Here is a 22,644-nt window from a genome sequence, read left to right on the forward strand (position 1 = left end):
TTGTCTGGTCATCGTCCGTGAGCGATCCCACCGAAGTGCGCCGCCGTCGAGGAGGCGTGCCCGTGAGCGACCCCGGATTCGTCGCCGATCTCGGACAATCCTTCGACCGGTTCCTCGGACACGGCGTCGCGGAAGGCCGCGTGCTGCTCGTCGTCGACCGGGCGGCGGGCGCCGTGCACGCCTACGGGCCGTACGGGCCGCGCGAGATCGGGCCCGCGCTCGCGGCGATGCGCGAGCAGCTCCGCCACGACGGCATCGAGGACGTCGAGGTGTACGGCGTCCCCCTGCACCCGCCCGGCGAGCTCTAGAGACGCGCGCGCTGCCGGCCGGACCCGCCGACCAGGGTCACCGCGAACCCCAGGCCGTAGCCGAGGTGCATGGCGAGGACGACGACCAGGCGGGCGCCCCAGACGGACGGGCTCCGGTCACGGCAGCTCGCGAGCACGACCGTGAGGTAGCCGAGCAGCGGGAGTGCCGCGATGCGCCGGCGCCCGCCCAGGAGGGCGAGTCCCCAGAGCAGCAGGGCGGAGCTCGGGGCGACGTGCCGCGCCTTGATGCCCGAGGGGTGCTTGCGCAGCACGAGGGGCTTGAACAGGCCGTACTGGTAGAACTGCCGCCACACGGCGCGGACCGAGCCCCGGGGCTCGTACGTGCTCCTGAGCTGCGCGGACAGGTAGACGAGGCCTCCCTGCTCGTTCACCCGGTACGTGTACTCGTCGTCCTGGTTCCGCGTGAACGCCGTGTCGAACGGGCCGAACCTCGCGAACGTCGCCGCCGGGAAGACCCCCATGTAGACCGACTCCGCCGGCCCCGAGACCCCGGACCGGTGGAACGAGGCCCCGCCCGCGCCGACCCGGTGCGTGAGGGCCCACGCCACGGCCCGGCCGACCCGGTCCCGCCCGACCGGCACCATCGGGCCGCCGAGCACGTCGGCGCCCGTTTCCTCGAGCTCCCGGACGGCCGTGTCGACGTAGTCGTCGGCCAGGGCGGCGTGGCTGTCGACCCGGACGACGACGGGGGTCGTCGCGTGGCGCACCGCCAGGTTCATGGCGTGCGGGACGGTCTTGTGCTCGTTGTGCAGGAGCACGATGCGGGCATCGTCCGCGGCGAGGCGTCCGACGACGTCCCGCGTCCCGTCCCGCGAGCCGCCGTCGCACACGAGGATGGACGACACCGCGGAGTGCTCATCCCTCTGGGACTGGATCGAGCGGAGGCAGCGCTCGATGCCTCCCGCGTCGTTCAGGACGGGGATCACCACCGAGATCTCTGTCTTCATCTCCGACTCTCCGCGAATGCTCGGCCGCCGACGCGCGGTGAACGGAACCGGCGGCCAGAGCGAGACTGAACCAGATCACCCTGTGGTCGGAGATGTCGCCCGAGAACAACGTCTCCGTGGCACTGATCAGGAGGAGCGCCAGAACAGCATCGGGAACAGCGCGGCGGCTGACGATCCTGCATGTTGTGTACACGAGACAGGACAGCAGGGCCAGCCCGATCACTCCCAGTTCGGCGGCGACCTCGAGCGGCAACAGGTGCGGGTACCGCACCACCCCGCTGCCCACGGGGAGTTCGTCGCCCCAGGCCACCTGAGGAATGGTGTTGAAGGAGCCCGCTCCACCCCCGGCGAGGGGGTGGGTCATGAATTCCTCGATCGCGCTGGTCTGGTACTGCTGGCGCAGCGCCACGGATTCCGACTGGGCCGGGTCCGAGTAGATGGACGGGTCGAACCTCTCCGTGTACGAGCTCGGCAGCGCGAGGAACGCGAGGATCGCGATGAGGACGACGCCGGCGAGCCGGGCCGCGTTCTTCGTCGACCACGTGCGGATCACCGGCACCACGAGGGCGACCGCGGTGGCGATCACCGGGCCCTTCGAGTCGCTGCCGATCAGGGCGCCCGCGCAGAGGATCACCATGGTCCAGCGCAGGAACCACGGCGGGAAGGACTCCTTCATGGGGTACATCCACAGCAGGAGGCCGATCCCGGCGAAGATGCCGAACCGGATCGGGTCGGTGCCGCCGATCGACAGCCGGTCGTTCTCGTCGGTGCTGCCCGTGATGAACGCGGAGACGACCCCGCCCAGGCTCAGCGCCGTGGCGGCCCACTTGAGCAGGAGCACGACCTGGCGGACGTCCGCGTAGCCGAGCACGATCGCGGCGTAGAGCACGACCGCCGGCACCAGGTCGAGCGCCGCGAGCCGCACGGCCTTCTCCAGGCCGTACTCGGTCGACGGGCTCCAGAACAGGGACGCGAACACCCAGCCGGCGAACAGCGCCCCGGACACCGCGAGGGCGATCTCCGGCCGCGGGACGACCCGCACCGTGCTCCGCGGACCTCGTGGGGACGCGCAGTAGCGCACGAAGACGTGGACGACGACCGCCGAGCCGGTGATCAGCGGGATCCCCAGGCCGTTCGGCGGGAGCTCGGCCCACCGCCCGGAGCCCCCGACCATGTGCACCACGATCAGCGGCTCGAGGGGGACGAGCGGGGCGGCGAGCAGGACGACGACGAAGAGCGCCACCACGAGCAGGGCGTCAGACACGACCGGTCTCGATCCTCGGGATGCGCCACTGCGCCACGCCCGTGAGCACGGCGAGGGCGCTGCACCCACAGAACAGCCCGACGGCGACGCCGGTCGCCCCGGACCAGACCGTCACCGCGGCGAAGGTGGCGGCGATCTCGACGAGCACCGCGATGATCAGGTTCCGCGAGTTCCGGGCCGATTCGTACAGGGCGTCGATCAAGCTGCGGCCTCCCATGAACACGGCGAGGGGGATGCTCGAGAGCATCACTTCCCGCGCCACGACGACGGCCCCGGAGAACTCCGGACCCAGGTAGCGCGACACGACCAGGGGCATCAGGAAGTACAGGGCGACCACGCCGCACACCGCGAGCGCGGCGAAGAAGACCGGCAGCCACCGCGCCGTCTCGAGGAGCTGGCCGCCGCCGCGGACGAGGTCGTGGCTCAGGCGCGGCACGAGGACGTAGCTCACGGGGGCCATGAAGGCGACGACGAGCGCGACGACCGAGGTCCCGAACCCCACGTAGCCGGCCTCCTCGATCCCCACCAGGTGCGTCGCGAGGATCGTCGGCAGCGTCAGGAGGGCGGCCAGCGCGATGTCGCCGGGCATGCGCCGGAGGGCGTACCGGACCATCGCCCCGCTCGTCCCGGCGGTGACCCGCGGGAGGCGCGGCCGGAACGCGACGACGGCCAGCGTCACGAGCGAGCCGAGGACCATGAACGAGCCGGCGAGGACGAGCAGCGAGACGACGTCGTCGGCCAGCAGGGCCGCCGCCAGGGGCGACACCCCGAGGTTGAGGATCCGGACCAGGTTGGCCGTCTGGTCGAGCAACCGGCCCCGGACGTAGCCGTAGGTGACGCCGTCCGCCACCACTCCGCAGGCCATGACGACGATCCCGACGACCAGGTCGCTGCGGTCCGCGCTGCCGAAGACGACCTGCGCGACCGCCCCGCTGAACCAGGTCCCCGCGACGGCGACGCACAGGATCGACCCGGCGCCCAGCAGCAGGGCCGTGCGGAGCAGGTCGGGGGCCCTGCCCCCGTCGCGTGCCACGGCCCGGGAGACGTACTTCGGCAGGGCCACCGCCAGCCCCACGACGAGCGCCGGCCCGAGGGACGTGATCGCGGCCCGGGCCACCTGGTACTCGGCGAACGGCGCCACCCCGAGACGCGCGACCAGGTGGAAGACCAGCAGCGCCGCCCCGACGGTGGCGAGCTCGGTCACCAATGTCAGCGAATACGTCCGGAAGCCCAGCGCGGTGTGGCGGCCGACGCGCCGGAAAACGGATCTCGAGCTGTTCCGGACCGGATCACGCATCGTCTCGGACCGTTCACTCACCAATGCCCGCCACACCTCCTCACAGCCCAACTCGCCGTCGCGTACTCCTGGCCCGGTGACTACGGTCGCAATACCCCCCGAAACCGTTAGCCCAGGGGCGCGTGCTCTGGGCCGTCCGAGTGATTCATCGATTGATGGTGTAGCGGATCGTGTCGGCTGTGGGAGAGCCTCGCTGCTCCGACCGCCAGACTGGGGGAATCGTGCCGTTCAGCAGTTATCTCCGCGTCCTGCGTGAGCAGAAGTTGGTCATCGCTTCCCTGGTGATCGCCGGCCTCGTCGTCGCGGGCCTCGTGACGATCTTCTCCTCGCCCCAGTACGCGGCGCGGTTCACGGTGTACGTGTCCACCCCGGTCCCGCCCGGCAACTCCTACGACGCCTTCCAGGGCGAGCAGCTGTCCCAGGACAAGGTGAAGTCCTACGTGCAGCTGCTCTCGAGCCCGCGCGTGACCAGGGACGTGGTGGACCGGCTGGATCTCGACACGACCCCGGACGAGCTGGCCGCGCACATCACGGCGTCGGCTGAACCGCAGACGGTCCTGATCACCGCGGAGGTCACGGCGGGGTCACCGGAAGGGGCGGTCGGCACCGCCGACGCCGTGGCCGCCTCGTTCATCGATCTCGTCGGTCAGCTCGAGCGGGCGACGTCGTTCGGGGGCTCGCCCGCCGTGACGGCGACGCTCGTCGATCCGCCCACCGTCCTCCCCGAGGCGATTTCTCCCCGTCCCGCGCTCAATTTCTCCCTCGGCGCGTTCATCGGTCTCGCACTGGGGCTCGGTCTCGCCTTCGCGCGTCACGCCCTCGACACCTCCGTCAAATCGGAGGAACAGCTCAGGAATGCTGCCGGGGCGAGCTGCATCGGCGTCATCCCCTTCGTCCCGAGCGTCGCCGCGCCCGACCCCGGTCTGCGCATCGGTCCCGATCGGGAGCTCAGCGAGGCGGCCCGGAAGATTCGCACGAACCTGACGTTCATCAGCCTCGACGGATCGAAGAGGGTCTTCGCCATCACCAGTGCGGTGGCGGGCGAGGGCAAGACCGTCACGGCGCTCAGCCTCGGGTGGGCCATCGCCGCGAGCGACCTGTCGGTGCTGGTCGTCGAGGCGGACCTGCGTCGTCCCAGCATCGCGGGCTACCTCGGGATGGAGGACGACATCGGGCTCACGACCGTGCTCACCGGACGCGCGTCCCTCCGGGAGGTCGTGCAGCGGCACGCCCCCGGCGGATTCGACGTCATCACGAGCGGGCCGCTCCCGCCGAACCCCAGCGAAGTGCTCGAGTCCCCCCAGATGGCGCGGTTCCTGCGCGACGCCGCGGGCAGCTACGACATCGTCATCGTCGACACGGCGCCGCTGAACCCGGTCACCGACACCGTGGCGCTCGCCTCGTCGATCGACGAGGTGGTGCTGGTCTGCCGCTACGGCAGGACCAGCCGCAGCCAGGTCCAGGCCGCGGCGACGGCGCTGGCGAACGTCTCGCTCGAGATCTCGGCCACGGTCCTGGCGATGAGTCCGGAGCCCACGCCGACCTACGACCAGCGCACTCCGTACCGCATCGGCGCCCGGGCCCTGCCCGTGCCGGAGCAGACCGGGCCCCGGCCGAACAACGGCAGCGCCCGCCCCAGCCCGTCCCCCCGCACCGTGGTGCTGCACACCCGGGAGCCGTGATGGATCGGACGGGGTGTGGTGGGCGGTTCCGCCGGTAGGACGTGGGTGCTCGTCAGCACCGTGGTGCTGGTGCTGGTGGGCGTCGCCGCGGGAGTCCGTGGCGCCGGCGGGACGGCCCCCGCCGGCGGGACGGCCCCGCCGCGCACCGCGGTCCCGTTCGCCCTCCCGGCGGGGTGGAGCCTCTCGACTCCGGCGGCGGTGGACCAGGCCGCCGACGCCGGGGTCCGGACGGCGATCAACTACGGGGAGCCACCGACGCCGGACTCCGATCTGGGGCGTGCGCTCGCGCGGCGGCAGATGCGCGTGATCTCCGGAGAGCCGTCGTCCCTGGTGTCCGCCCTCCAGTGCGCACGGACGTGGACCGTGACGCCGCCACCCGACGGGACCCCCAACTCCTACTGCACCGAGTACGCCCCCTACAGCGAGGACCAGCTGGTCGCCGACGTCCGGGCGGTGGTGCGGCGCGACGCGGGGAACCCGTTGATCGCCGGCTACTGGATCCTCGACGACGTCTCCCCGTACGACCACGGAGGCCTCGTGCGCGCCCTCGAGCGGGTCCGGGCGGAGATCCCCCGCGACCGTCCGGCCTTGTGCGGCTTCGCGGCCGTCTCGACACCGGACACCGACTGGGACGTGGGCGTGGCCGAGAACTACTCGCCGGCCGCGTGCGACGTCGTCGCCCCGTACGTCTACCCCGAGCCGCGGCCGCCCGAGGATCCCCCGCACGCGGCCGACTACACGATGACCGAGACCCTGCCCACCCTCACGAGGGCGCTCGTGGAGCGGGGGTGGCAGCCGGAGGAGAAGCCGCTCGTCGGTGTCGCCCAGGCCTGGTACGGCACCCGGGCGCGCGACGGCGAGGTCCTGGACGTGCTGACGGCCGCGCAGATGCGCGAGCAGGCGGCCGCGTACTGCGCGGCCGGGGCCGCCGGGATCGCCTGGTACGCGTGGGAGATCACCGCCTGGCCCACCGCCACGACGCCCGCGACGTCGCCGGACCTGGCCGCCGGGGTCGCGACGGCCCCGGGCGCTTGTTGAGGCCCCGTACCCGCGTCAGGGTGGCGGGAGCAGCCCGAGCGGCCGGGCGTCCGGCAGGGTGACGAGCCCCGCGGGGCGTCCCGTCGCTCCGGCCCGCACCAGGCGGGCGAGGCCCCGCGCGGCGTCGGCCCAGGGCGTCCAGCCGAGGTCGTCGGCGAGGGCCGCGGCCGCGCCGAACAGGCGACGGGCCTCCGCGCGCCGGCCGAGGGTGGCGTGTGCGAGGCCCTGGAAGAGCGCGAGCGGCCCGAACACCCCCGACCCGACGCCCACCAGCACCGTCGCTCCGGGGTCGGCCGGCAGCCCGCGGCACACGGCCTGCGCGGTGGCCACGTCGCCGAGGGCGAAACCGGCCGCCGCGGCGAGACACAGGCCTGGCCGATCGAAGAGATGGCCCTCACGGCCCTCGCGCTTGCGGTGCCACTCCGCGAGGTGACGGGTCGCGGCGTCGCGATCACCGGCCTGAGCTGCGTCCACCGCCGCGGCCGCCGACCATGCCGCGATGTGCGGGTAGGCCGCCGCCGCACCCGCCGGTAGGCCCTTCAGCTCCGGCAAGGTGCCCGCGAGCCAGTGACGGGTGAACAGGTGCAGCGTGTACGCCAGGGCCGGGTCGGCCAGCCCCATCTCCTGCCCACGCCGGCTCGCTGCCAGCGCCGCCTCGTCGGCCTGCTCGGTCTCGCCGCGCGCGAGCAACAGCTCCGCCTCGAGCAGTGCGGCCAGCCAGATCGACCGCGGTCGGTGGCGCTCGACGGCCCGCGATCCGAGCACCGCGAGTGCGCCCTGCGCCTCGTCCTGGCGACCGGCGGACAGCAGCGCGGCGATGCGCAGCTCCTCGGCCTCGAACACCAGGATGTCCTCCCCCGCCGCCCGGGCCAGCGCGCACGCCTGCTCGGCGACCGCGAGGCGTTGCGCGGAGCCGACGGGCGCGTCGACGAGGTGGATGGACTCCAGCACCCGCACCTCGGCGAGCAGGCGCGGGTCGTCGAGGCCCTGAGCGGCGAGGGCCAGCAGCTCGGGAAGGAGGCCGGGGTCGACGTCGCCGTGCAGCTGCCCCTCCTCGATGATCAGGCTGCGCAGGACCTCGACCCGCTGCACCTCGGTCAGCGCCAGGTCCCGCACGCGACGCAGGCGCCTTGCTCGGCGCGGGCGACCGGCGACCTCGATGCCCATCGCGTCGTGGCCGACCGCGGCGAGGACGGCGGAGTCGACGGCGCCGTCGGGAGCGTCCCCCACGACGGCGCCGGCCCCGACCACTCCCTCGACGACCTGGTCGAGGACGTCGTCGGCCTCCTCGCGGCGGCCGAGCGCCTCGAGGATGAGCCCGCGGTAGCAGGCCCGGCGGGCGGGGTCGGAGACCTCGTGGGCTGCGTCGAGCTGGGCCAGCGCCTCCTCGAGCGCACCCTGCCGGTAGGACGCGACGCCCGCCGCGCACCGGGCGTCGCCCAGCTCCCGGGCGCTGACCATGCCGCCGGCGCCGGCGGCGTGGCGCAGCCGCGTGAACGGTTCCCCGTCGTCGGGCAGCGCGCGGAAGCGGGCGTGGTGCAGCGCCTGCGCGCCGGCCGGGGGGACGGAGCCGCGCACGGCGTCGCGGGTCAGGGCGTGGCGGAAGGCGTAGCCGTCGGCGGTCGCGCGCAGCAGGCCGCGGTCGACGGACCGGCCCAGGCCGAGCGCCACCGCCCGGGGCTCCGCGTCGAGGACAGCGGCGAGGTCGGCGAGCGCGATCGGTGAGAGGACGGCCAGCGCGTCGAGGGCCTCGCGGGCCGGGGGCTCGAGCTCGGCGAGGTGGTGGTCGAGCAGGGGGCGCAGACGGGCGGGGACGACGGTGGCGAGCTCGCGGCACGCCTTGTCGCCGTCGGGGTCGTCCAGCCCCTCGAGCGACTCGAGCACCGCCGCCACGTGCAGGGCGTGCCCGAGCGTGCGCTCGCACAGCGCCGTCGTCACGCGCTCGACGCCCGCCTCCGCGAGCCCGGGCAGGTGCCGGACGACCAGCGTCGCCACCGCGTCGCGGTCCAGCTCGGGCAGGCGCAGATCGCGGACGCCCTCGAGCACGGCGAGCTCGCCGTGGGTCGCCGACCAGGCCGGGTGGGCGTGGTTGTCGGGCTCGCGGGCGGCGACGACGAGCACGACGCCGGCCGGCAGCCCACGCCGCGCCAGCGCGCGCAGGGCGGCGAGCGTCGCGGAGTCGGCGTGGTGGGCGTCGTCCACGGTCAGCAGCACCGGCCCCTGCTCGGCCCGGCCGGCGAGGCGGGCGTGCAGGGTGCGGCCCGCGATGAGGTCGGTGGGGGCGACGGGGTCGACGCCCAGCTCGTCGAGGGCCTCGGCCCAGCCCGACCACGGTGGCGCGTCGAGGTCGCAGGTGCCGCCGCCCACGGCCGTCCCGCGGGCCTGCGCGTCGCGCCGCGCGGCCCGCAGCAGCGTGCTCTTGCCGATGCCGGCCTCGCCGGTGACCACGACGACCGTGCCGGTGGCGGATTCCTCGAGCAGGGCGCGGATCGTCGCGAGCTCGCCGTCACGGCCGACGAGCGTGGGCCGCGGGCGGGGCTGCGCGGGGGTCGGGGCGCGCAGGCGGCGGGTGAGGTCGTCGAGCTCCGGGGACGGGTCGAGCCCGTACTCGTCGCCCAGGTAGCGGCGCTTGGCCTCGAGGATGTCGAGGGCCTCGCCGGTGCGCCCGGCCCGCTGCAGCGCCTCGGCGACCAGCAGGGCGGGGCGCTCACGGACCCGGTCGACGTGGAGGAACGGGCGGACCACGTCGACGACGTCGTCGTGGCGGGCGGCGCCGAGCAGCGTGGCGCCCAGGCGCTCGACGACGCGGAAGAGGCGGTCCTGGGTGCGCACCCGCTCGGCCCCGAGGCGGGGCATGGTGGCGGCGCCGCCGAAGGGGTCGCCGCTCCACAGAGCGAGGGTGCGGGCGCCGCGGTCGAGGACCTCCTCGCACGTCGCGGCCGGGTCGAGCGCGGCGATCGCGGTGTCGTGGAAGCGGTGCAGGTCGACGGCGTCGCGGGGCACGTCGAGGCGGTAGGACTCGCCGACGGTCTCGATGCGCAACGGCGGCGCGCCCGGAGGGACCTCGCGGCGCAGCCGGCTGATCAGCACCTGCAGCGCGCTCTCGGGGCCCTGGGGTAACTTCTCGCCCCAGATTTCGTCGATCAACGCCTCGAACGTGACGCTCCCGCCGGCGGCGGCGAGCAGCGAGAGAACGGTGCGCAGGCGGCGTCCGGGGCGCGTGACCACGCCGTCGGGGCCGACGAGGGCGACCTCACCCAGCAGCCGGACCCGAGCAGACGGTGGCGGCGATGCCACAGGACCCCCCGGAGACACCGAAAGTGACGATGGTTGAGGACCGTACGTCTTTTGGGGTCATGGAACCAGGCGAGATCCGGCCCGGCGACTTACTCCTCGTGACGCGCATCCCCGGCGAGCCGCTCGGTGAGCTGATGAGCAGGCTCGACGGGACGTGCTTCTCGCACTCGGGGATCGCCGTGCGCAAGGACGGCCTCGACGGCGCCCCGGCCACCCACCTGGCCAGCGCCCAGGTCAAGACCCTCCCCGGCGACAGCAGGATCGATCTCGGCGGCGTGCGGTGGGACGCGTTCTCCACGTTCCGGCCGTACCGGGCCCTCTACTGCATCCCCATGCCCGAGCCACGGCGGCGCCGGGCGCTGGCCTACCTCGGGCGGTTCCACGAGGCGGCCGGTGCGAGCGGGACCTTCTCGGTCACCAAGCTCGTCACCGTCGCCGCGGGCCTGCGGTCGGTGGAGCTGCGGGTGTCGCAGCCCGAGCTGGCGGAGCGCATCTTCACCGCCGCCCGTGAGGTCGCGACCGTCCGGGCGGCCACCTGCCGGACGCCGAGCTACTACTGCGCCGAACTCGTGGCGAACGCCTACGGCCGCGTCTTCACCCGCGGCGAGATGGTCCCGCCCCGGGGCACGGGCTACGGGATCGGCGACGCGACCGAGGAGCCGCGGTGGTTCACGCGGCTCATGCGGCGGGTCGACGACCGGGTCGACGGCATCGGCAACCGCGAGTGGCGGAGCTGGCGAAGGCTGATGGGCGTCCTCGTCGCGGAGGACTGGGACTTCCTGCACCACGGCCTCACCGCGGTGACGCGGTCGGGCGTGGCGGCGCTGACACGCGACGTCGTCGGCGGCCCGCACGTCCCGGACCCGCTCGTCGTGCCCCCGCTCGACCCCGACCTGGCCGACGCGGACGACCCGATCCCCCACGCCCTCGTCACGCCGCGGATGTTGTGGGCGGCCTTCGGGCAGGGGACGTTGTGCCGGGTGCGGCAGAGCGGTCAGGGGTAGGGGAACCACAGTCCCCGGTCGAGCTCACAGGGCACCTAGGCGTCGGCCTTGGCCCGCGTGACCTCGACGGGCTCGTCCTCCGGGCTCGCTTCCCCGGTGATCAGCGCGGCGGCACGGCGCAGGTCTCGGCGATACTCCTCAGGCCGGGACTGCATGGCGGCGACGCCCCGCCACTGCTCCAACGTCGCGACGAGCGCCGACAGGTCAAGAGTCGATCGAGCACGCTGCAGCTCTCGCTCGAACGAGGCCAGGAAGCGTTCACGGTCGCCGGGCCACAAAGCCGCGGCGATCGCGGCAGGCTGCGCGCCGGGTGCGAGCGGGTCCCGCGGCTGGGGGCCAGGGCTGGCCGAAGGCATCGCCGTCACGTCAGCGACGGTAGCCCAGCGATCTGACAGGCGGACCACGAACGCGCGAAACCATCGCCTCTGGCGAGGGGCTCAGCGCGAGCGACCCGTGTCCTCAGGACACGGTTCGGCCGTCGCGATGTCGGCCGTGGCCGGAGGATGGTCGCGGTGGACGACAGCGAGCTGCTCGCCTTCGGCGGCTGTGGTCGATCGGCCGGTACGCGGACGGCGCCCAGATCGTGCTCACGCTGAACACCGCGTCGGTGCTCGACGCCCACGGCCCCGACGTCGTCCTCACCACCATCAACTCGGGGGCTGTCCACGGACCCTCGGGCCGGCGGGGGACGCACACCTTCCGGGGCGTCGCCGACTTCCCGGCGCAGGAGACGGTGGCCGAGTTCGCGGTGGCGGGCGGGATCCCGGACGTGGCCGCGCATCTGCGCCGGGCCGAGACCCGGCGGCCGCGGCCGAGAACCGTGTCCTGAGGACACGGTTCGGGCCCACAGTCAGGCCCGCGACAGCCCGAAGGGCAGGTCGCCGCCGGGATCGTCGAGGGCCGCGAGGAGCGCGGACGCCGCGTCCGCCCACGGCATCCAGCCCAGACCGGCGGTGACGGCGTGGGCCCGGCCGATCTCGGTCCGGGCGGTCTCGATGTCCCCCAACGTCCACGCGGCGAGGCCGCTGTGCAGCGTCGCGGGACCGAGCAGCGCCGCGCCGAAGCCGACGTGCACGATCGCGTCCGGATCGGGCGGCAGACCCTCGCGCACGAGGGCGGCGGTCTCGCCGTCGGCGAGGCGGAACGACGCCAGGGCGGCCAGGCACAGCGCGGGGCGGTCGAACGACCGGCTGGTGTTGGCCGCGCGCCGGCGCCGGAACTCGGCGAGGTGCCCGCGTGCCTCGTCGTCGTCCCCGGCCGCGGCGGCGACCAGCGCGGCGGCCGCCGACCAGGCCGGGATCGTCGGCGCGTCCGCGGCGGCGCGCGCCGCCAGGTCGCCGAGGGCCGGCAGCGTGCCGGTGAGCAGGTGGCGCACCAGCTGGTGCACGCCGTAGGCGCGGGCGGCGTCGGCGAGGCCCAGGTCGAGACCGCGCTGGAACCCGCGCAGCGCGGCCGAGTCGGCGGCGTCGATCTCGCCCTCGGCGAGCAGGAGGGACGCCTCGACCAGCTCGGCGGCCCAGATCTGGCGCGGGCGGTGCCAGCGCTCGGCGATCCGCAGGAGGTCGTCGCGCAGCTCGCGGGCCCGGGCGACGCGGCCCGCGGCGAGGCAGGCGGTGACCAGCTGCTCGGTGGCGTCGAGGTGCAGCGCAGGGTCGTCGGTGGCGTGGGCGAGGGCGTGGGCGTCCTCGGTGATCGCGAGCCGCTCCCCCACCGGCGCCGAGGCCTCCACCAGCGACCGGGCCTCCAGCGCCCGGACCCGCGCGGCGGTCACGGGGTCGTCCCCGAGCCGGGCCGCGATCGCGACCAGCTCGTCGAGCAGGTCGTCGCGCGACGTGCCGCCGAGCGCCTCCTCGCGGAACAGGGCGGCGAGCAGCTCGAAGCGGGCCGGGTCGGGCAGCGGCAGGGCCTCCACGTGGTGCAGCCGCGCGAGCCGGCGCGGGTCGCCGCCGACGCGCTGGCCCAGCCACTCGTCACCGATCGCGGCGAGCACCGCCACCTCCGGCTCGGTGGCGGGGTGGGCGACGGCGGCGTCGAGGACGTCGTCGGACCGGGCCAGCTGTCCGAGGGCGGCCAGCGCGAGGCCCTCGTGCACCAGGCGCACGGGCTCGTGCCCGGCGGGCAGGGCGTCGGCCGCGCGCGTCAGCAGATCGAGGGCCTCGACGAGCGCGCGTCCCCGGTAGGCGGCGACGCCCGCGTCGAGCCGGGCCCGCGCCAGGGCGTCGCCCGGGAGCAACGGCGCCGCGCCCTCGGCGTGCCGCAGCGCCGTGAAGGCGTCGGTCTCCCGGTCGAGGTCCTCCCGCCGGGCGAGGTGCAGGTGCGCGCGGACGACGTCGGGCACGGCGTCGCGGGCGGCGTCGGCGACCAGGTCGTGGCGGACCGCGAAGCCCTCGTCCCGGGCGACCAGGACGCCGGCGTCGACGGCCGGACGCAGCCGGTCGGCGAGCTCGAGCGGGCCGGTCTCGAGCACGCGGGCGAGGCCGGCGAGCGGCACGGGCTGCAGCACGGCCAGGGCCTCGACCCCGTGGCGGGTCGCGGGCGGCAGGCCGGCGACCCGGTGCGCGAGCGTGGGCCGCAGCCGGTCGGGCACCCGGCCCGCGGCGGCCGCGGCGCCGTCCTCGTCGGGCTGGGCGGCCATGGCGTCGAGCAGGGCGGCGGTGTGCAGGGGATGGCCGTGGGCGCGGTGCCAGAGGAGGTCGGCGAGGCGGGTGCGGGCCGGCGCCGCGAACCGGATCAGGCGCGCGTCGACCATGCCGCGCACCGCCGCGTGGTCCACGGCGTCGAGCGCGACCCGCTCGAGCTGTGCCGACCCGGCGAGCTCGGCGTGCGCGGCCTCCCACTCGGGGTGGGCGACGGCGTCCGGCGTCCGCGCGCCCAGGAGCAGGACGAGCCCGTGAGGCAGGCCGAGGCGGGCGAGCGTCGTCAGCACCGCCAGCGACGCCGAGTCGGCGCGGTGCACGTCGTCGAGGGCCAGCAGGAGCGGGACCGCGGCGACCTGCCGCGCCAGCTCGGCGTGCAGGGCCGGGCCGGGCGCGGTCGTCGACAGCGGAATCCCGAGCGGCGTGAGCGCCTCGTGCCACGCGGCGAGCGGCCCCGCCCCGGCCTCCCACGCGCCGGACCCGACGCGCGCCCCCTGCCGGTCGGCGGCAGTGAGCGCGGCGCGGAGCAGCACCGACTTGCCGATGCCGGCCTCGCCCTCGACGACCACGATGCGGCCCCCGCCGTGCAGCGCGTCCACCACGCGGGCCAGCGGCTCCTCGCGGCCGACCACCGTGGGCGCCGACGGCGGCGGCGGTCCGGGGCGGGCGTGGGGATCGCGCCCGATGTGCATCACGAGTCCCCGGAGCGCGGGCCCCGGTTCGACGCCGTGCTCGACACGCAGCCGCGCGCTGTAGGCCTGGTAGACGTCGATCACCTCGGCCCCCCGGCCGGCGCGGTGCAGCGCGGTCACGACGCGGTGGACGAGGGGTTCGCGGTCGGGGTCGCGGACGAGCTCGGGCAGCCCGACGCCCACCGCGTCGTGCGGGCGGCCGAGCTCGAGCAGGGCGTCGAGGTAGCGGTCGATCAGCGCCCGCCGGCGTTCCTGCGCGTGCACGCGGGCCGCCACCAGGCGATCGGCCTCCGCGCAGCCGGCGAACGGGTCGCCGTGCCACAGCGCGAGGGCCTCGTCGGCCACCGCGACGACGTCCTCCGCGGCGGCGTGCCGGACGCGACGGGCGAGCCCGTGGAAGCGGTGGAGGTCGACCCGCTCCGCCGGGAGGTCGAGCACGTACCCGCCGCTCGTGCTCGCGACGTGGCGGTCGAGGCGCTCGGGGTCCAGCCAGCCCTTGAGGTGGTGGATCTGGACGTGCAGCGCCGCCGTCGCGTCCTTGGGGTCCTTCTGCTCCCGCCACGCCTCGGCCAGCAGGGTGCCGATCGCGGTCGGCGTGCCCGAATCGAGCGCGAGCAGCGCCAGGAGGGTGCGCTGGAGCGGGCTGCGCTTGACGACGACGTCGCCGTCGCGCACGACGGCCACGTCTCCGAGCAGGCGCACCTCGACGTGCTGCCCCATCCGCCCCCCAGCGAGCCTCCACGTGCCCCGTGACCAGGCTAGTCAGGCTCGGGTGAGTACCGAAGAGGTGAAACACCGGGCCCGTCCGTGCACCGGAGCGGAACACGCGGGCCCCGGCTGTCGTCGTCGCCGCTGGTGACGGCGGTGGCCGTGACACGGGGGGTTCGTGTGGCCACGGAGGCGTCGTGCACCATCGCCCCGATGAGCACGAACCGGCCCAAATCGGACAGGTCGCGCACCGGCGTCCGGCGGCGTCTCCGGCGTGAGCGCGACCGGACCCGCGAGCTCTACGAACGCACGCTCGGTGCGGTCGGGGCACGGCACAGCGAGCAGCGGCTGATCGCCGACGCCGCCGAGTACTGGAGCGACCGCAGCGACCCGCAGTGGAACGACCAGTCGCACTGGCGCAACGGCTCGATCATCCACGCGGAGCGCTTCGACGCGATCGGCGCCGAGCACCTCGCGCTGTTCGACCGGCTGGCCGCCTCCCTCGGCGGCGTCCCCGACCTGGGCTGCGTCCTGGAGTGGGGCGTCGGCGGCGGGGCCAACGCGGTGCACCTCGCACCGCGCGCCGACCGCCTCGTCGCGGTCGACGTCAACCCCGATTCGCCCGCCGAGGCCGCCCGGCAGGTCGGCGCGACGTGCGCGACGCCCGTCACCGAGCTCGTCGTCGACGTCGCCGAGCCCGAGGCCGTCCGGGAGCACCTGCCGGCGGGCAGCGTCGACCTGTTCGTCTGCCTCTACGTGCTCGAGCTCGTCCCCAGCCCGGAGTACGGCCTGCGGCTCATGGAGCTCGCCGCCGAGCTGCTGCGGCCCGGCGGGCTCGCGTTCGTCCAGATCAAGTACAGCACCGGCTCGACGAGCACCGCGCCCTCACGGCGGAACTACCGCTACTTCAACGCCAACATGACGACCTACCGCCTCGACGAGTTCTGGACCGCCATGGCGGGGACGGGCCTGTCGCCCGTGGTGATGACGCTGGTGCCCGAGAACGCCCTCGACCGGAACTACGGCTATCTGCTGCTGCAGCGGACCTGACGAGCTCACGCGCGCCGGAAGAACCCGTCGAACTGGAGGATCGTGCCGTCGGCCGGGTCGTGGAAGCCGGGCTCGAGGCCGACGAGCTCGAAGCCCGTGTCGGACAGCACCTGCAGGACCTCGCGCATCAGCGGCGCGCCGTCGTAGAGCTCGCGGACGCTGAGCTCCGCCTCGATCAGCGCCACCCGGTCGAGCACGCCGGTGGCACCCCGCAGCGCCGAGAGCTCGTGGCCCTGGACGTCGAGCTTGAGCATCAGCGGGTCGGGGAGCCCGCGGACCTCGTCGACCTCGTCGAGGCGCGCGAGCGCGACGTCGGTGACCCCGACCGTCGCCGCGCCGGGCGCCGCGCGCTCGTGCGTCGCGGCCATGGTCAGCAGGCTCGAGCTGGCCGAGTTGCCCGCGACGTTCAGCGACGCGCGCCCCGCGCTGTCCGAGGCCGCGACGTTCACCGCCGACCAGCGGGGGTCCGACGCCGTCGCGGCCCGCAGCTCGGCGAAGGCGTCCGGGAGGGGCTCGAACGACAGGACGTGACCGTCGAACCCCCAGCGCCGCAGCTCGGAGGCGTACTGGCCGGTGTTGGCGCCGACGTCGAGGACGGACCGCACCCCCGCCGCCTCGATCAGCGTCTGCCGGCGCCGCTCGACGGGGCGGTAGCGGGTGACCTCGACCCCGGCCCGGCGGAACAGGGTCTTGGTGGTGTCCGCGACTGTCATCGGTGGAGCCTCCCGCACGGGGTGGTGGGTCACCGCCCGCGGGCGAAGAGGACCTCGGAGATCGTGCGCAGCAGGACCTTGACGTCGAGCCATAGGGACCAGTTCTCGATGTAGAAGTTGTCGAACCGCGCGCGGTCGGAGATCGGGGTGTCCGCGCCGCGCAGGCCGCTGACCTGCGCCAGGCCGGTCAGCCCGGACGGGACGCGGTGGCGGTGGCCGTAGCGGGGCAGCTCGGAGGAGAACTTCTCCACGAAGTGCGGTCGCTCCGGCCGCGGGCCGACCAGGGTCATGTCCCCGCGCAGGATGTTCCACAGCTGCGGGAGCTCGTCGAGCGAGGTCCGGCGCAGCAGGCGCCCCACCGGCCCGACGCGGTGGTCGTCCACCACCGACCACTGCGTGGCCGACTCGCGCTCGTCGGCGGGGCGCATCGAGCGGAACTTCAGGCACTCGAACTGCCGGCCGTCACGACCCACGCGCGCCTGCCGGAAGATCACACCGGGGCCGCCCTCGAGGCGCACGGCCAGCGCGCACGCCGCCAGCACGGGGGCGAGCAGCACGAGCACCACGGCGCTGACGCCGACGTCGACGAAGCGCTTGACCGCCCAGCTCACCCCGTCGAGCGGGGGCGTGCGGATGCGCATGACCGGCACCGAGCCGATGTGGTCGCCGGTGCCGGTCTGGGTCACGAACGCGGGCAGCCGGGGCACGATCAGCAGGTCGACCGCCGCGCACTCGGGGCTGCGCACACGGTCGAGCAGGTCGGCCTCGTCGAACTCGCCGCCGGCCACGAGCACCACGTCGATGTCGTTCTCGACCACCATGGTCTCGAGGTCGGCCAGGGTGCCGACGTGCGGCGCGAACACCGCGGCGGCGCAGTCGCGGCCCTCGTCGAGGAACCCGGCCACCGCGAGCCCGTAGCGCGGGTGGCGCTGGAGCAGCTCGATCACGTCGGCGGCCAGCGGTCCCCCGCCCACCACGAGCGTGCGGTGCGCGACGACCCCGCGCCGGCGGGCGGCGAGGATGAACCGCGTCGTCGCCACGCGCCCGAGCACCACGAGGCCCAGGCCGGGCAGGACGATGAGCAGGAAGACCTCGACGCCCTCGCCGTCGTGGCGCAGGGCGAAGACGCTGGCCACGAGCGCGGCGGCGACGAGCAGGCGCCCGATCACCGAGGGCAGCTCGTCGAGCACCGAGAGGTGCAGCCGCGCCCGGTAGCGCCCGCCGCCGGAGAGCAGGGCGATCGCGATGACGGTGACGGCCAGCACGGCCTTCGCGTACTGCGGCAGCCACAGCACCGGGAGCGCGAGCAGGGCCGCGTCCACCGGGAGCACGAGCATCCAGGCCTTCCAGTGCACCGCGTGGCGGAAGCCGAGCAGCGCGCGGGAGGGCGGGGGTACCGCCGGACGGTCGAACGGGGGGCGGTCGTCGTCGACGGGCCGACGGTCACTGTCCGGGATCGACTCGTGACCCGACTCGTATACGTACGTACGCATGGCCGAAGCGTCAGCAGCCACTCGTCTCCACCCCGTTGCTCCTCTCGCAGCACAAGCGGACGCTCAACGTCACGAGTTCGACATGTTGTCACCCGGTTGAGCGAACGCGAATGTACGGGTGGAACACCTTCGGGTGAAGGGGTTGGTCAGAACGTTGACAAGAAGGTTGCGATCGATGGCGTAGTCATTCCTACGCACACCGTGAAGGTCTGCAGGTCAGGACTCGGTTCGCGTCGCGCGGTCGTGACGACGGTCTCCGCCGCTGCGCAGCAGTCGCGCGGTGACCCGGTGCACACGCGAGTCGGGGTCCGAGGACGCGGACATGATGACCTGGTGCCGCAGGTAGGTCAGTGGCCACCGCGCCCAGCCCCGCACGACGTCCACCCGGCTCACCACGTCGGCGTGCTCGGAGCGCAGCCCGCGCACGAAGGCGCGCTGGGCCCGGATGTTGCGCCGGCGGTCGGACGCGCCCTCCGAGCCGACCGCGAGCCGGAACCGCGAGAGGGTCTCGGGGAGCCCGTAGAAGTCGCCGACGGTGGTCAGGCGGATGGCGAGCGCGACGTCGAGGACGAACGAGTCGTCGGTGGGGAAGCCGCCGATCGCGTCGAACGCCGAGCGGCGGAACAGCATGTTGCCCGGCACCCCGAGCGGATTCCCGCCGTGGCGCACCACGCGGCGCACCACCGCGGCCCGGTCCCGGCGGCCGACGAGGTCGGGGGTGCGCAGGGTGCGGTCGCGGGCGACGACCTCGTCGCGGTCGTTCACGAGGTGGTGCCGGCTGGACACCACGGCCACGCCGGGCTCGGCGTCCATCACCGCGACCTGCCGCGCGAGCGCGTGGGGCTCGATCATGTCGTCGGCGTTGAGCACCTTGACGAGGGGCGCGCGGGTCGCCGCCACGGTGGCGTTGAAGTTCTCGATCATCGGCAGGGTGTCGGCGTGCCGCACGACCCGGATGCGGGGGTCGTCGTAGCGGTCGACGACGGCGCCGGAGCCGTCGGTGCTGCCGTTGTCGACCACGACGAGCTCGAAGTCGGTGAAGCTCTGGGCGAGGACGCTGTCGATCGTCCGTCCGACGTAGTCGACCTTCTGGTAGAGCGGGATGCAGACCGAGACGCGCGGTCGCTCATCGTCACGCTCGGCCCGCTGTGATGCCGACAACGAGGTGATGTGGGACGGCGATGGCGACACGCTGTTATCGTCCGGGGGATCGGAGGTACGGTCAACGACTGCGCCGCTCGGACCAGTCCGTGATCACCGGTCGAGCGACAGGAGGGCTTCCACGCCGATGGACGCCGCCCTCGACGTGCTCGTGCTGGGGATGCACTACCCGCCCGAGCACACCGGTAACGCCCCCTACACCGCCGGCATGGTGGCCGCGCTCGCCGCCGCCGGGCACCGCGTGCGCGTCGTCACCGGCTACCCGCACTACCCGCAGTGGGCCGTGCACGACGGCTACACGGGCCTGCGCGTCCGCGAGGACGACCACGGCGTGCCCGTGACGCGCGTGCGCCACCCCGTGCCCCGCTCCCCCAGCGCCCTGCGCCGCGTCGTCATGGACGCGGCGTTCACGCTGCACGCGGCGACGGTCGGCCGGCAGGGCGCGCGCCGCCCGGACGTCGTCATCGCCGTGAGCCCGGTGCTGCTGACGGTCCTCGCGGGGCTGCGCTGGAAGCGACGAGGACGCACCGCGCTGGGCGTCGTCACCCAGGACCTCTACAGCCGCGCGGTGACCGAGACCGGCATCGCGTCCGCCGGCGCCGGGCGCGCCGCGGCGAAGCTCGAGGGCTGGCTGCTGGCGCGCGCCGACGGCGTCGCGGTGGTGCACGAGCAGTTCGGCGACGGCCTCGCCGCCCTGGGCGTCGACCGCGAGCGCGTGACGGTGATCCGCAACTGGTCGCACGTCGCGTCGGGCACCGGCGAGCGCGCCGCGACCCGCCGCGCGCTGGGCTGGGGCGACGACGAGGTCGTCGTGCTGCACGCCGGCAACATGGGCCTCAAGCAGGGCCTGGAGAACGTGGTCGACACCGCGCGTCTCGCCGACGAGCGCGCCGCCCCCGTGCGGTTCGTGCTGCTCGGCGACGGCAACCAGCGCGCGGCCCTCGAGGAGCGCGGCGCCGGCGTCGGGCGGCTGCAGTTCCTCGACCCGCTGCCCGGCGACCGCTTCCCCGACGCCCTCGCCGCCGCCGACGTCCTGCTGGTCAACGAGGCGACGACGGTGGCCGAGATGTCGGTGCCCAGCAAGCTGACCTCGTACTTCAGCGCCGGGCGCCCGGTGGTCGCCGCCTCGTGGGAACGCAGCGCGGCGGCCGCCGAGATCCGCCGATCGGGGGGCGGCGAGCGCGTCGACCCCGGGCGGCCAGAGGATCTGCTCGACGCCGTGTGCGGGATCGCCGAGGATCCCGCGCGCGCCGAGGCGCTGGCCACTGCCGGCCGCGCCTACGCGATCGACCACCTCGGCGCCGCCGCCGCACACCGCGACTACCAGCGCTGGGTGGAGGGCCTCGCCGCCTCCCGCGCACCCGTTCCGGAGGGACGCCATGTCTGATCCGCTCGCCGGCTGGGAGCTCGGCCGGCCCTTGCCCCGCGACGCCCGCGTGTTCGTCGCCGGCTCGTCGGGGCTCGTCGGGTCCGCGGTGGTGCGCCACCTGCGGGCCCAGGGCTTCACCGACGTCGTCGGCGTGCGGTCGGCGCAGGTCGACCTGCGCGACGCCGCCGCGACGGCGCGGTTCCTGGACGAGACGCGGCCCGCGGTCGTCGTCGACGCGGCCGCCCGCGTCGGCGGGATCGCCGCCAACGCCGCGCGTCCCGTCGAGTTCCTGCACGACAACCTGCGCATCCAGGCCAACCTGCTCGACGCGGCCCACGCGGCCGGGGTGTCGCGGCTGCTGCTGCTCGGGTCGTCGTGCATCTACCCCAAGTACGCCGAGCAGCCGATCCGCGAGGACTCGCTGCTCACCGGCGCGCTGGAGCCCACCAACGACGCCTACGCGATCGCGAAGATCGCCGGGATCATGGGCGTGCAGTCCTTCCGCCGCGAGTACGGCCGGGCGTGGATCTCGGCGATGCCCACCAACCTCTACGGGCCGGGCGACAACTTCGACCTCGAGACCTCGCACGTGCTGCCGGCGCTGATCCGCAAGTTCCACGAGGCGGCTTCGGCGGGCTCGTCGTCGGTGACCGTCTGGGGCACGGGGACGCCGCGGCGCGAGTTCCTGCACGTCGACGACCTCGCGTCCGCGTGCCTGCACCTGCTCGAGACCTACGACGACCCCGCGCCGATCAACGTCGGCGTCGGCGACGACGTGCCGATCGCGGACCTCGCGTCGCTGGTGGCGCGCACCGTCGGGTTCGCGGGCGAGATCGTCTACGACACCTCCCGCCCCGACGGCACGCCGCGCAAGCTGCTCGACGTGTCCCGCCTGCAGGCGCTGGGCTGGAAGCCGACCATCGGGCTGGCCGAGGGGTTGGCGTCTACCTATCAGTGGTTCCTCGAGCAGCAGGGGGCGGGCGCGTGAAGCGGGCGTTGATCACGGGGATCACGGGGCAGGACGGGTCGTACCTGACCGAGCTCCTGCTGGGCAAGGGTTACCAGGTGCACGGGATCATCCGTCGTTCCTCGACGTTCAACACCGGGCGGATCGAGCACCTGTACCAGGATCCGCACGAGCCCGAGCAGCGCCTGGTGCTGCACTACGGCGACCTGACCGACTCCAGCCGTCTGGTGACGTTGATCGAGAAGATCCGTCCCGACGAGGTCTATCACCTGGCCGCGCAGTCCCATGTGCGGGTGTCGTTCGACGAGCCGGAGTACACCGGCAACACCACCGGCGTCGGCACCACGCGGCTGCTCGAGGCGATCCGCATGGTCGGGGTGGACACCCGGTACTACCAGGCCTCGTCGTCGGAGATGTTCGGGGCGACCCCGCCGCCGCAGTCCGAGGACACCCCGTTCTACCCGCGCTCCCCGTACGGGGCGGCGAAGGTCTACGGGTACTGGATGGCCCGGAACTACCGCGAGGCCCACGGGCTGTTCGCGGTCAACGGGATCCTGTTCAACCACGAGTCCCCCCGCCGCGGGGAGACGTTCGTGACCCGCAAGATCGCCCGCGCCGTGGCCCGCATCTCCGCGGGGATCGAGCAGAACGTGTACCTCGGGAACCTCGACGCCGTCCGCGACTGGGGTTATGCCCCCGAGTACGTGGAGGGCATGTGGCGGATGCTCCAAGCCGACGAACCGGCGGACTACGTGCTCGCGACCGGGACCGCGACCACGGTGCGGGAGTTCACGCAGTGGTGCTTCGAGCGCGTCGGGCTGGACTGGGAGAAGCACGTCCAGTTCGACGAGACCTACCTGCGCCCGACCGAGGTCGACGCGCTGATCGGTGACGCCTCGAAGGCGATGACCGACCTCGGGTGGAAGGCCCAGACCATGCCCGAGCAGCTCGCCCACCTCATGGTCGACGCCGACCTGGCGGCGCTGGACCGGTGACG

At 74.2% G+C, this 22,644-nt stretch carries 18 protein-coding genes; 9 read left to right on the forward strand and 9 right to left on the reverse strand.

The annotated features are described in order from the left end of the window. The first annotated feature begins 62 nt into the window (after positions 1-62). Complete coding sequence (locus ACQPX6_RS25395) at positions 63-308, forward strand: hypothetical protein (RefSeq protein WP_433783392.1); 246 nt, start codon at positions 63-65, stop codon at positions 306-308. Here ACQPX6_RS25395 and ACQPX6_RS25400 read toward each other — a convergent pair. Genes ACQPX6_RS25400 through ACQPX6_RS25410 form a run of 3 tightly spaced genes read right to left on the reverse strand, consistent with a single transcriptional unit; the run spans position 305 to position 3,744 of the window. Continuing rightward, positions 305-1,276, reverse strand: coding sequence for a glycosyltransferase family 2 protein (locus ACQPX6_RS25400; RefSeq protein ID WP_433783393.1), 972 nt, complete (start codon positions 1,274-1,276; stop codon positions 305-307). The two genes, ACQPX6_RS25395 and ACQPX6_RS25400, sit on opposite strands and share 4 nt — an antisense overlap. Further along, a complete protein-coding gene (locus ACQPX6_RS25405) occupies positions 1,185-2,540 on the reverse strand; it encodes an O-antigen ligase family protein (protein WP_433783394.1) in 1,356 nt (451 codons plus the stop codon). Before ACQPX6_RS25405 ends, ACQPX6_RS25400 begins: the two co-directional genes overlap by 92 nt. After that, the gene (locus ACQPX6_RS25410; RefSeq protein ID WP_433783395.1) at positions 2,533-3,744 is read right to left on the reverse strand and encodes a lipopolysaccharide biosynthesis protein; all 1,212 of its coding nucleotides are present in this window, start codon (positions 3,742-3,744) and stop codon (positions 2,533-2,535) included. Before ACQPX6_RS25410 ends, ACQPX6_RS25405 begins: the two co-directional genes overlap by 8 nt. A gap of 314 nt (positions 3,745-4,058) precedes the next feature. On the opposite strand from ACQPX6_RS25410, the gene ACQPX6_RS25415 reads away from it, so the two are divergent. Then, the gene (locus ACQPX6_RS25415) at positions 4,059-5,519 is read left to right on the forward strand and encodes a polysaccharide biosynthesis tyrosine autokinase (RefSeq protein ID WP_433783396.1); all 1,461 of its coding nucleotides are present in this window, start codon (positions 4,059-4,061) and stop codon (positions 5,517-5,519) included. A 45-nt stretch (positions 5,520-5,564) separates the two neighbouring features. Continuing rightward, entirely contained in the window at positions 5,565-6,557 is a 993-nt protein-coding gene (locus ACQPX6_RS25420; protein WP_433783397.1) for a hypothetical protein, read from the forward strand. Positions 6,558-6,572: 15 nt separating this feature from the next. On the opposite strand, the gene ACQPX6_RS25425 is transcribed toward ACQPX6_RS25420, so the two are convergent. Then, a complete protein-coding gene (locus ACQPX6_RS25425) occupies positions 6,573-9,854 on the reverse strand; it encodes an AAA family ATPase (RefSeq protein WP_433783399.1) in 3,282 nt (1,093 codons plus the stop codon). Between the two features lie 134 nt (positions 9,855-9,988). On the opposite strand from ACQPX6_RS25425, the gene ACQPX6_RS25430 reads away from it, so the two are divergent. Beyond that, the gene (locus ACQPX6_RS25430) at positions 9,989-10,858 is read left to right on the forward strand and encodes a hypothetical protein (RefSeq protein WP_433783400.1); all 870 of its coding nucleotides are present in this window, start codon (positions 9,989-9,991) and stop codon (positions 10,856-10,858) included. Positions 10,859-10,893: 35 nt separating this feature from the next. On the opposite strand, the gene ACQPX6_RS25435 is transcribed toward ACQPX6_RS25430, so the two are convergent. Then, positions 10,894-11,214, reverse strand: coding sequence for a DUF6247 family protein (locus ACQPX6_RS25435; RefSeq protein WP_433788355.1), 321 nt, complete (start codon positions 11,212-11,214; stop codon positions 10,894-10,896). 62 nt (positions 11,215-11,276) lie between these two features. On the opposite strand from ACQPX6_RS25435, the gene ACQPX6_RS25440 reads away from it, so the two are divergent. Then, on the forward strand, positions 11,277-11,687 hold the full coding sequence (locus tag ACQPX6_RS25440) for a DUF7002 family protein (protein WP_433788356.1): 411 nt from the start codon (positions 11,277-11,279) through the stop codon (positions 11,685-11,687). A gap of 21 nt (positions 11,688-11,708) precedes the next feature. Here the strand turns inward: ACQPX6_RS25440 and ACQPX6_RS25445 are convergent, their stop codons facing one another. Further along, the gene (locus ACQPX6_RS25445) at positions 11,709-14,906 is read right to left on the reverse strand and encodes a BTAD domain-containing putative transcriptional regulator (RefSeq protein ID WP_433783401.1); all 3,198 of its coding nucleotides are present in this window, start codon (positions 14,904-14,906) and stop codon (positions 11,709-11,711) included. A 201-nt stretch (positions 14,907-15,107) separates the two neighbouring features. Between ACQPX6_RS25445 and ACQPX6_RS25450 the strand changes: the two genes are divergently transcribed. After that, positions 15,108-15,944 (forward strand): class I SAM-dependent methyltransferase, encoded by an 837-nt coding sequence (locus ACQPX6_RS25450; RefSeq protein WP_433783403.1) that lies wholly within the window; start codon positions 15,108-15,110, stop codon positions 15,942-15,944. 5 nt (positions 15,945-15,949) lie between these two features. Here the strand turns inward: ACQPX6_RS25450 and ACQPX6_RS25455 are convergent, their stop codons facing one another. The 3 genes from ACQPX6_RS25455 to ACQPX6_RS25465 form a co-directional block, all read right to left on the reverse strand. Then, positions 15,950-16,657 (reverse strand): FkbM family methyltransferase, encoded by a 708-nt coding sequence (locus tag ACQPX6_RS25455; protein ID WP_433783404.1) that lies wholly within the window; start codon positions 16,655-16,657, stop codon positions 15,950-15,952. A 29-nt stretch (positions 16,658-16,686) separates the two neighbouring features. Next, entirely contained in the window at positions 16,687-18,150 is a 1,464-nt protein-coding gene (locus ACQPX6_RS25460) for a sugar transferase (RefSeq protein WP_433783406.1), read from the reverse strand. A 216-nt stretch (positions 18,151-18,366) separates the two neighbouring features. Then, a complete protein-coding gene (locus tag ACQPX6_RS25465) occupies positions 18,367-19,341 on the reverse strand; it encodes a glycosyltransferase family 2 protein (protein ID WP_433783407.1) in 975 nt (324 codons plus the stop codon). Between the two features lie 97 nt (positions 19,342-19,438). Here ACQPX6_RS25465 and ACQPX6_RS25470 point away from each other — a divergent pair, with 97 nt between their 5' ends. From ACQPX6_RS25470 to gmd, 3 genes are read left to right on the forward strand one after another with little or no spacing between them, the layout of a single operon-like run. After that, positions 19,439-20,698, forward strand: coding sequence for a glycosyltransferase family 4 protein (locus ACQPX6_RS25470; RefSeq protein WP_433783408.1), 1,260 nt, complete (start codon positions 19,439-19,441; stop codon positions 20,696-20,698). Continuing rightward, positions 20,691-21,668 (forward strand): GDP-L-fucose synthase family protein, encoded by a 978-nt coding sequence (locus ACQPX6_RS25475; RefSeq protein WP_433783410.1) that lies wholly within the window; start codon positions 20,691-20,693, stop codon positions 21,666-21,668. The genes ACQPX6_RS25470 and ACQPX6_RS25475 overlap by 8 nt, the downstream gene beginning before the upstream one ends. Further along, on the forward strand, positions 21,665-22,642 hold the full coding sequence (gene gmd, locus ACQPX6_RS25480) for a GDP-mannose 4,6-dehydratase (protein WP_433783411.1): 978 nt from the start codon (positions 21,665-21,667) through the stop codon (positions 22,640-22,642). Before ACQPX6_RS25475 ends, gmd begins: the two co-directional genes overlap by 4 nt. Positions 22,643-22,644: the final 2 nt, after the last annotated feature.

It is taken from the genome of Actinomycetospora sp. CA-101289, assembly GCF_050955895.1.
Taxonomy (GTDB): domain Bacteria; phylum Actinomycetota; class Actinomycetes; order Mycobacteriales; family Pseudonocardiaceae; genus Actinomycetospora.

Coding starts and splice junctions, on each gene's coding strand:
- ACQPX6_RS25400 (WP_433783393.1), bottom strand. CDS start 1,276: ATGAAGACAGAGATCTCGGTGGTGATCCCCGTCCTGAACGACGCGGGA.
- ACQPX6_RS25430 (WP_433783400.1), top strand. CDS start 9,989: ATGAGCAGGCTCGACGGGACGTGCTTCTCGCACTCGGGGATCGCCGTG.
- ACQPX6_RS25435 (WP_433788355.1), bottom strand. CDS start 11,214: ATGCCTTCGGCCAGCCCTGGCCCCCAGCCGCGGGACCCGCTCGCACCC.
- ACQPX6_RS25445 (WP_433783401.1), bottom strand. CDS start 14,906: ATGGGGCAGCACGTCGAGGTGCGCCTGCTCGGAGACGTGGCCGTCGTG.
- ACQPX6_RS25450 (WP_433783403.1), top strand. CDS start 15,108: ATGAGCACGAACCGGCCCAAATCGGACAGGTCGCGCACCGGCGTCCGG.
- ACQPX6_RS25455 (WP_433783404.1), bottom strand. CDS start 16,657: ATGACAGTCGCGGACACCACCAAGACCCTGTTCCGCCGGGCCGGGGTC.
- ACQPX6_RS25460 (WP_433783406.1), bottom strand. CDS start 18,150: ATGCGTACGTACGTATACGAGTCGGGTCACGAGTCGATCCCGGACAGT.
- ACQPX6_RS25470 (WP_433783408.1), top strand. CDS start 19,439: ATGGACGCCGCCCTCGACGTGCTCGTGCTGGGGATGCACTACCCGCCC.
- ACQPX6_RS25475 (WP_433783410.1), top strand. CDS start 20,691: ATGTCTGATCCGCTCGCCGGCTGGGAGCTCGGCCGGCCCTTGCCCCGC.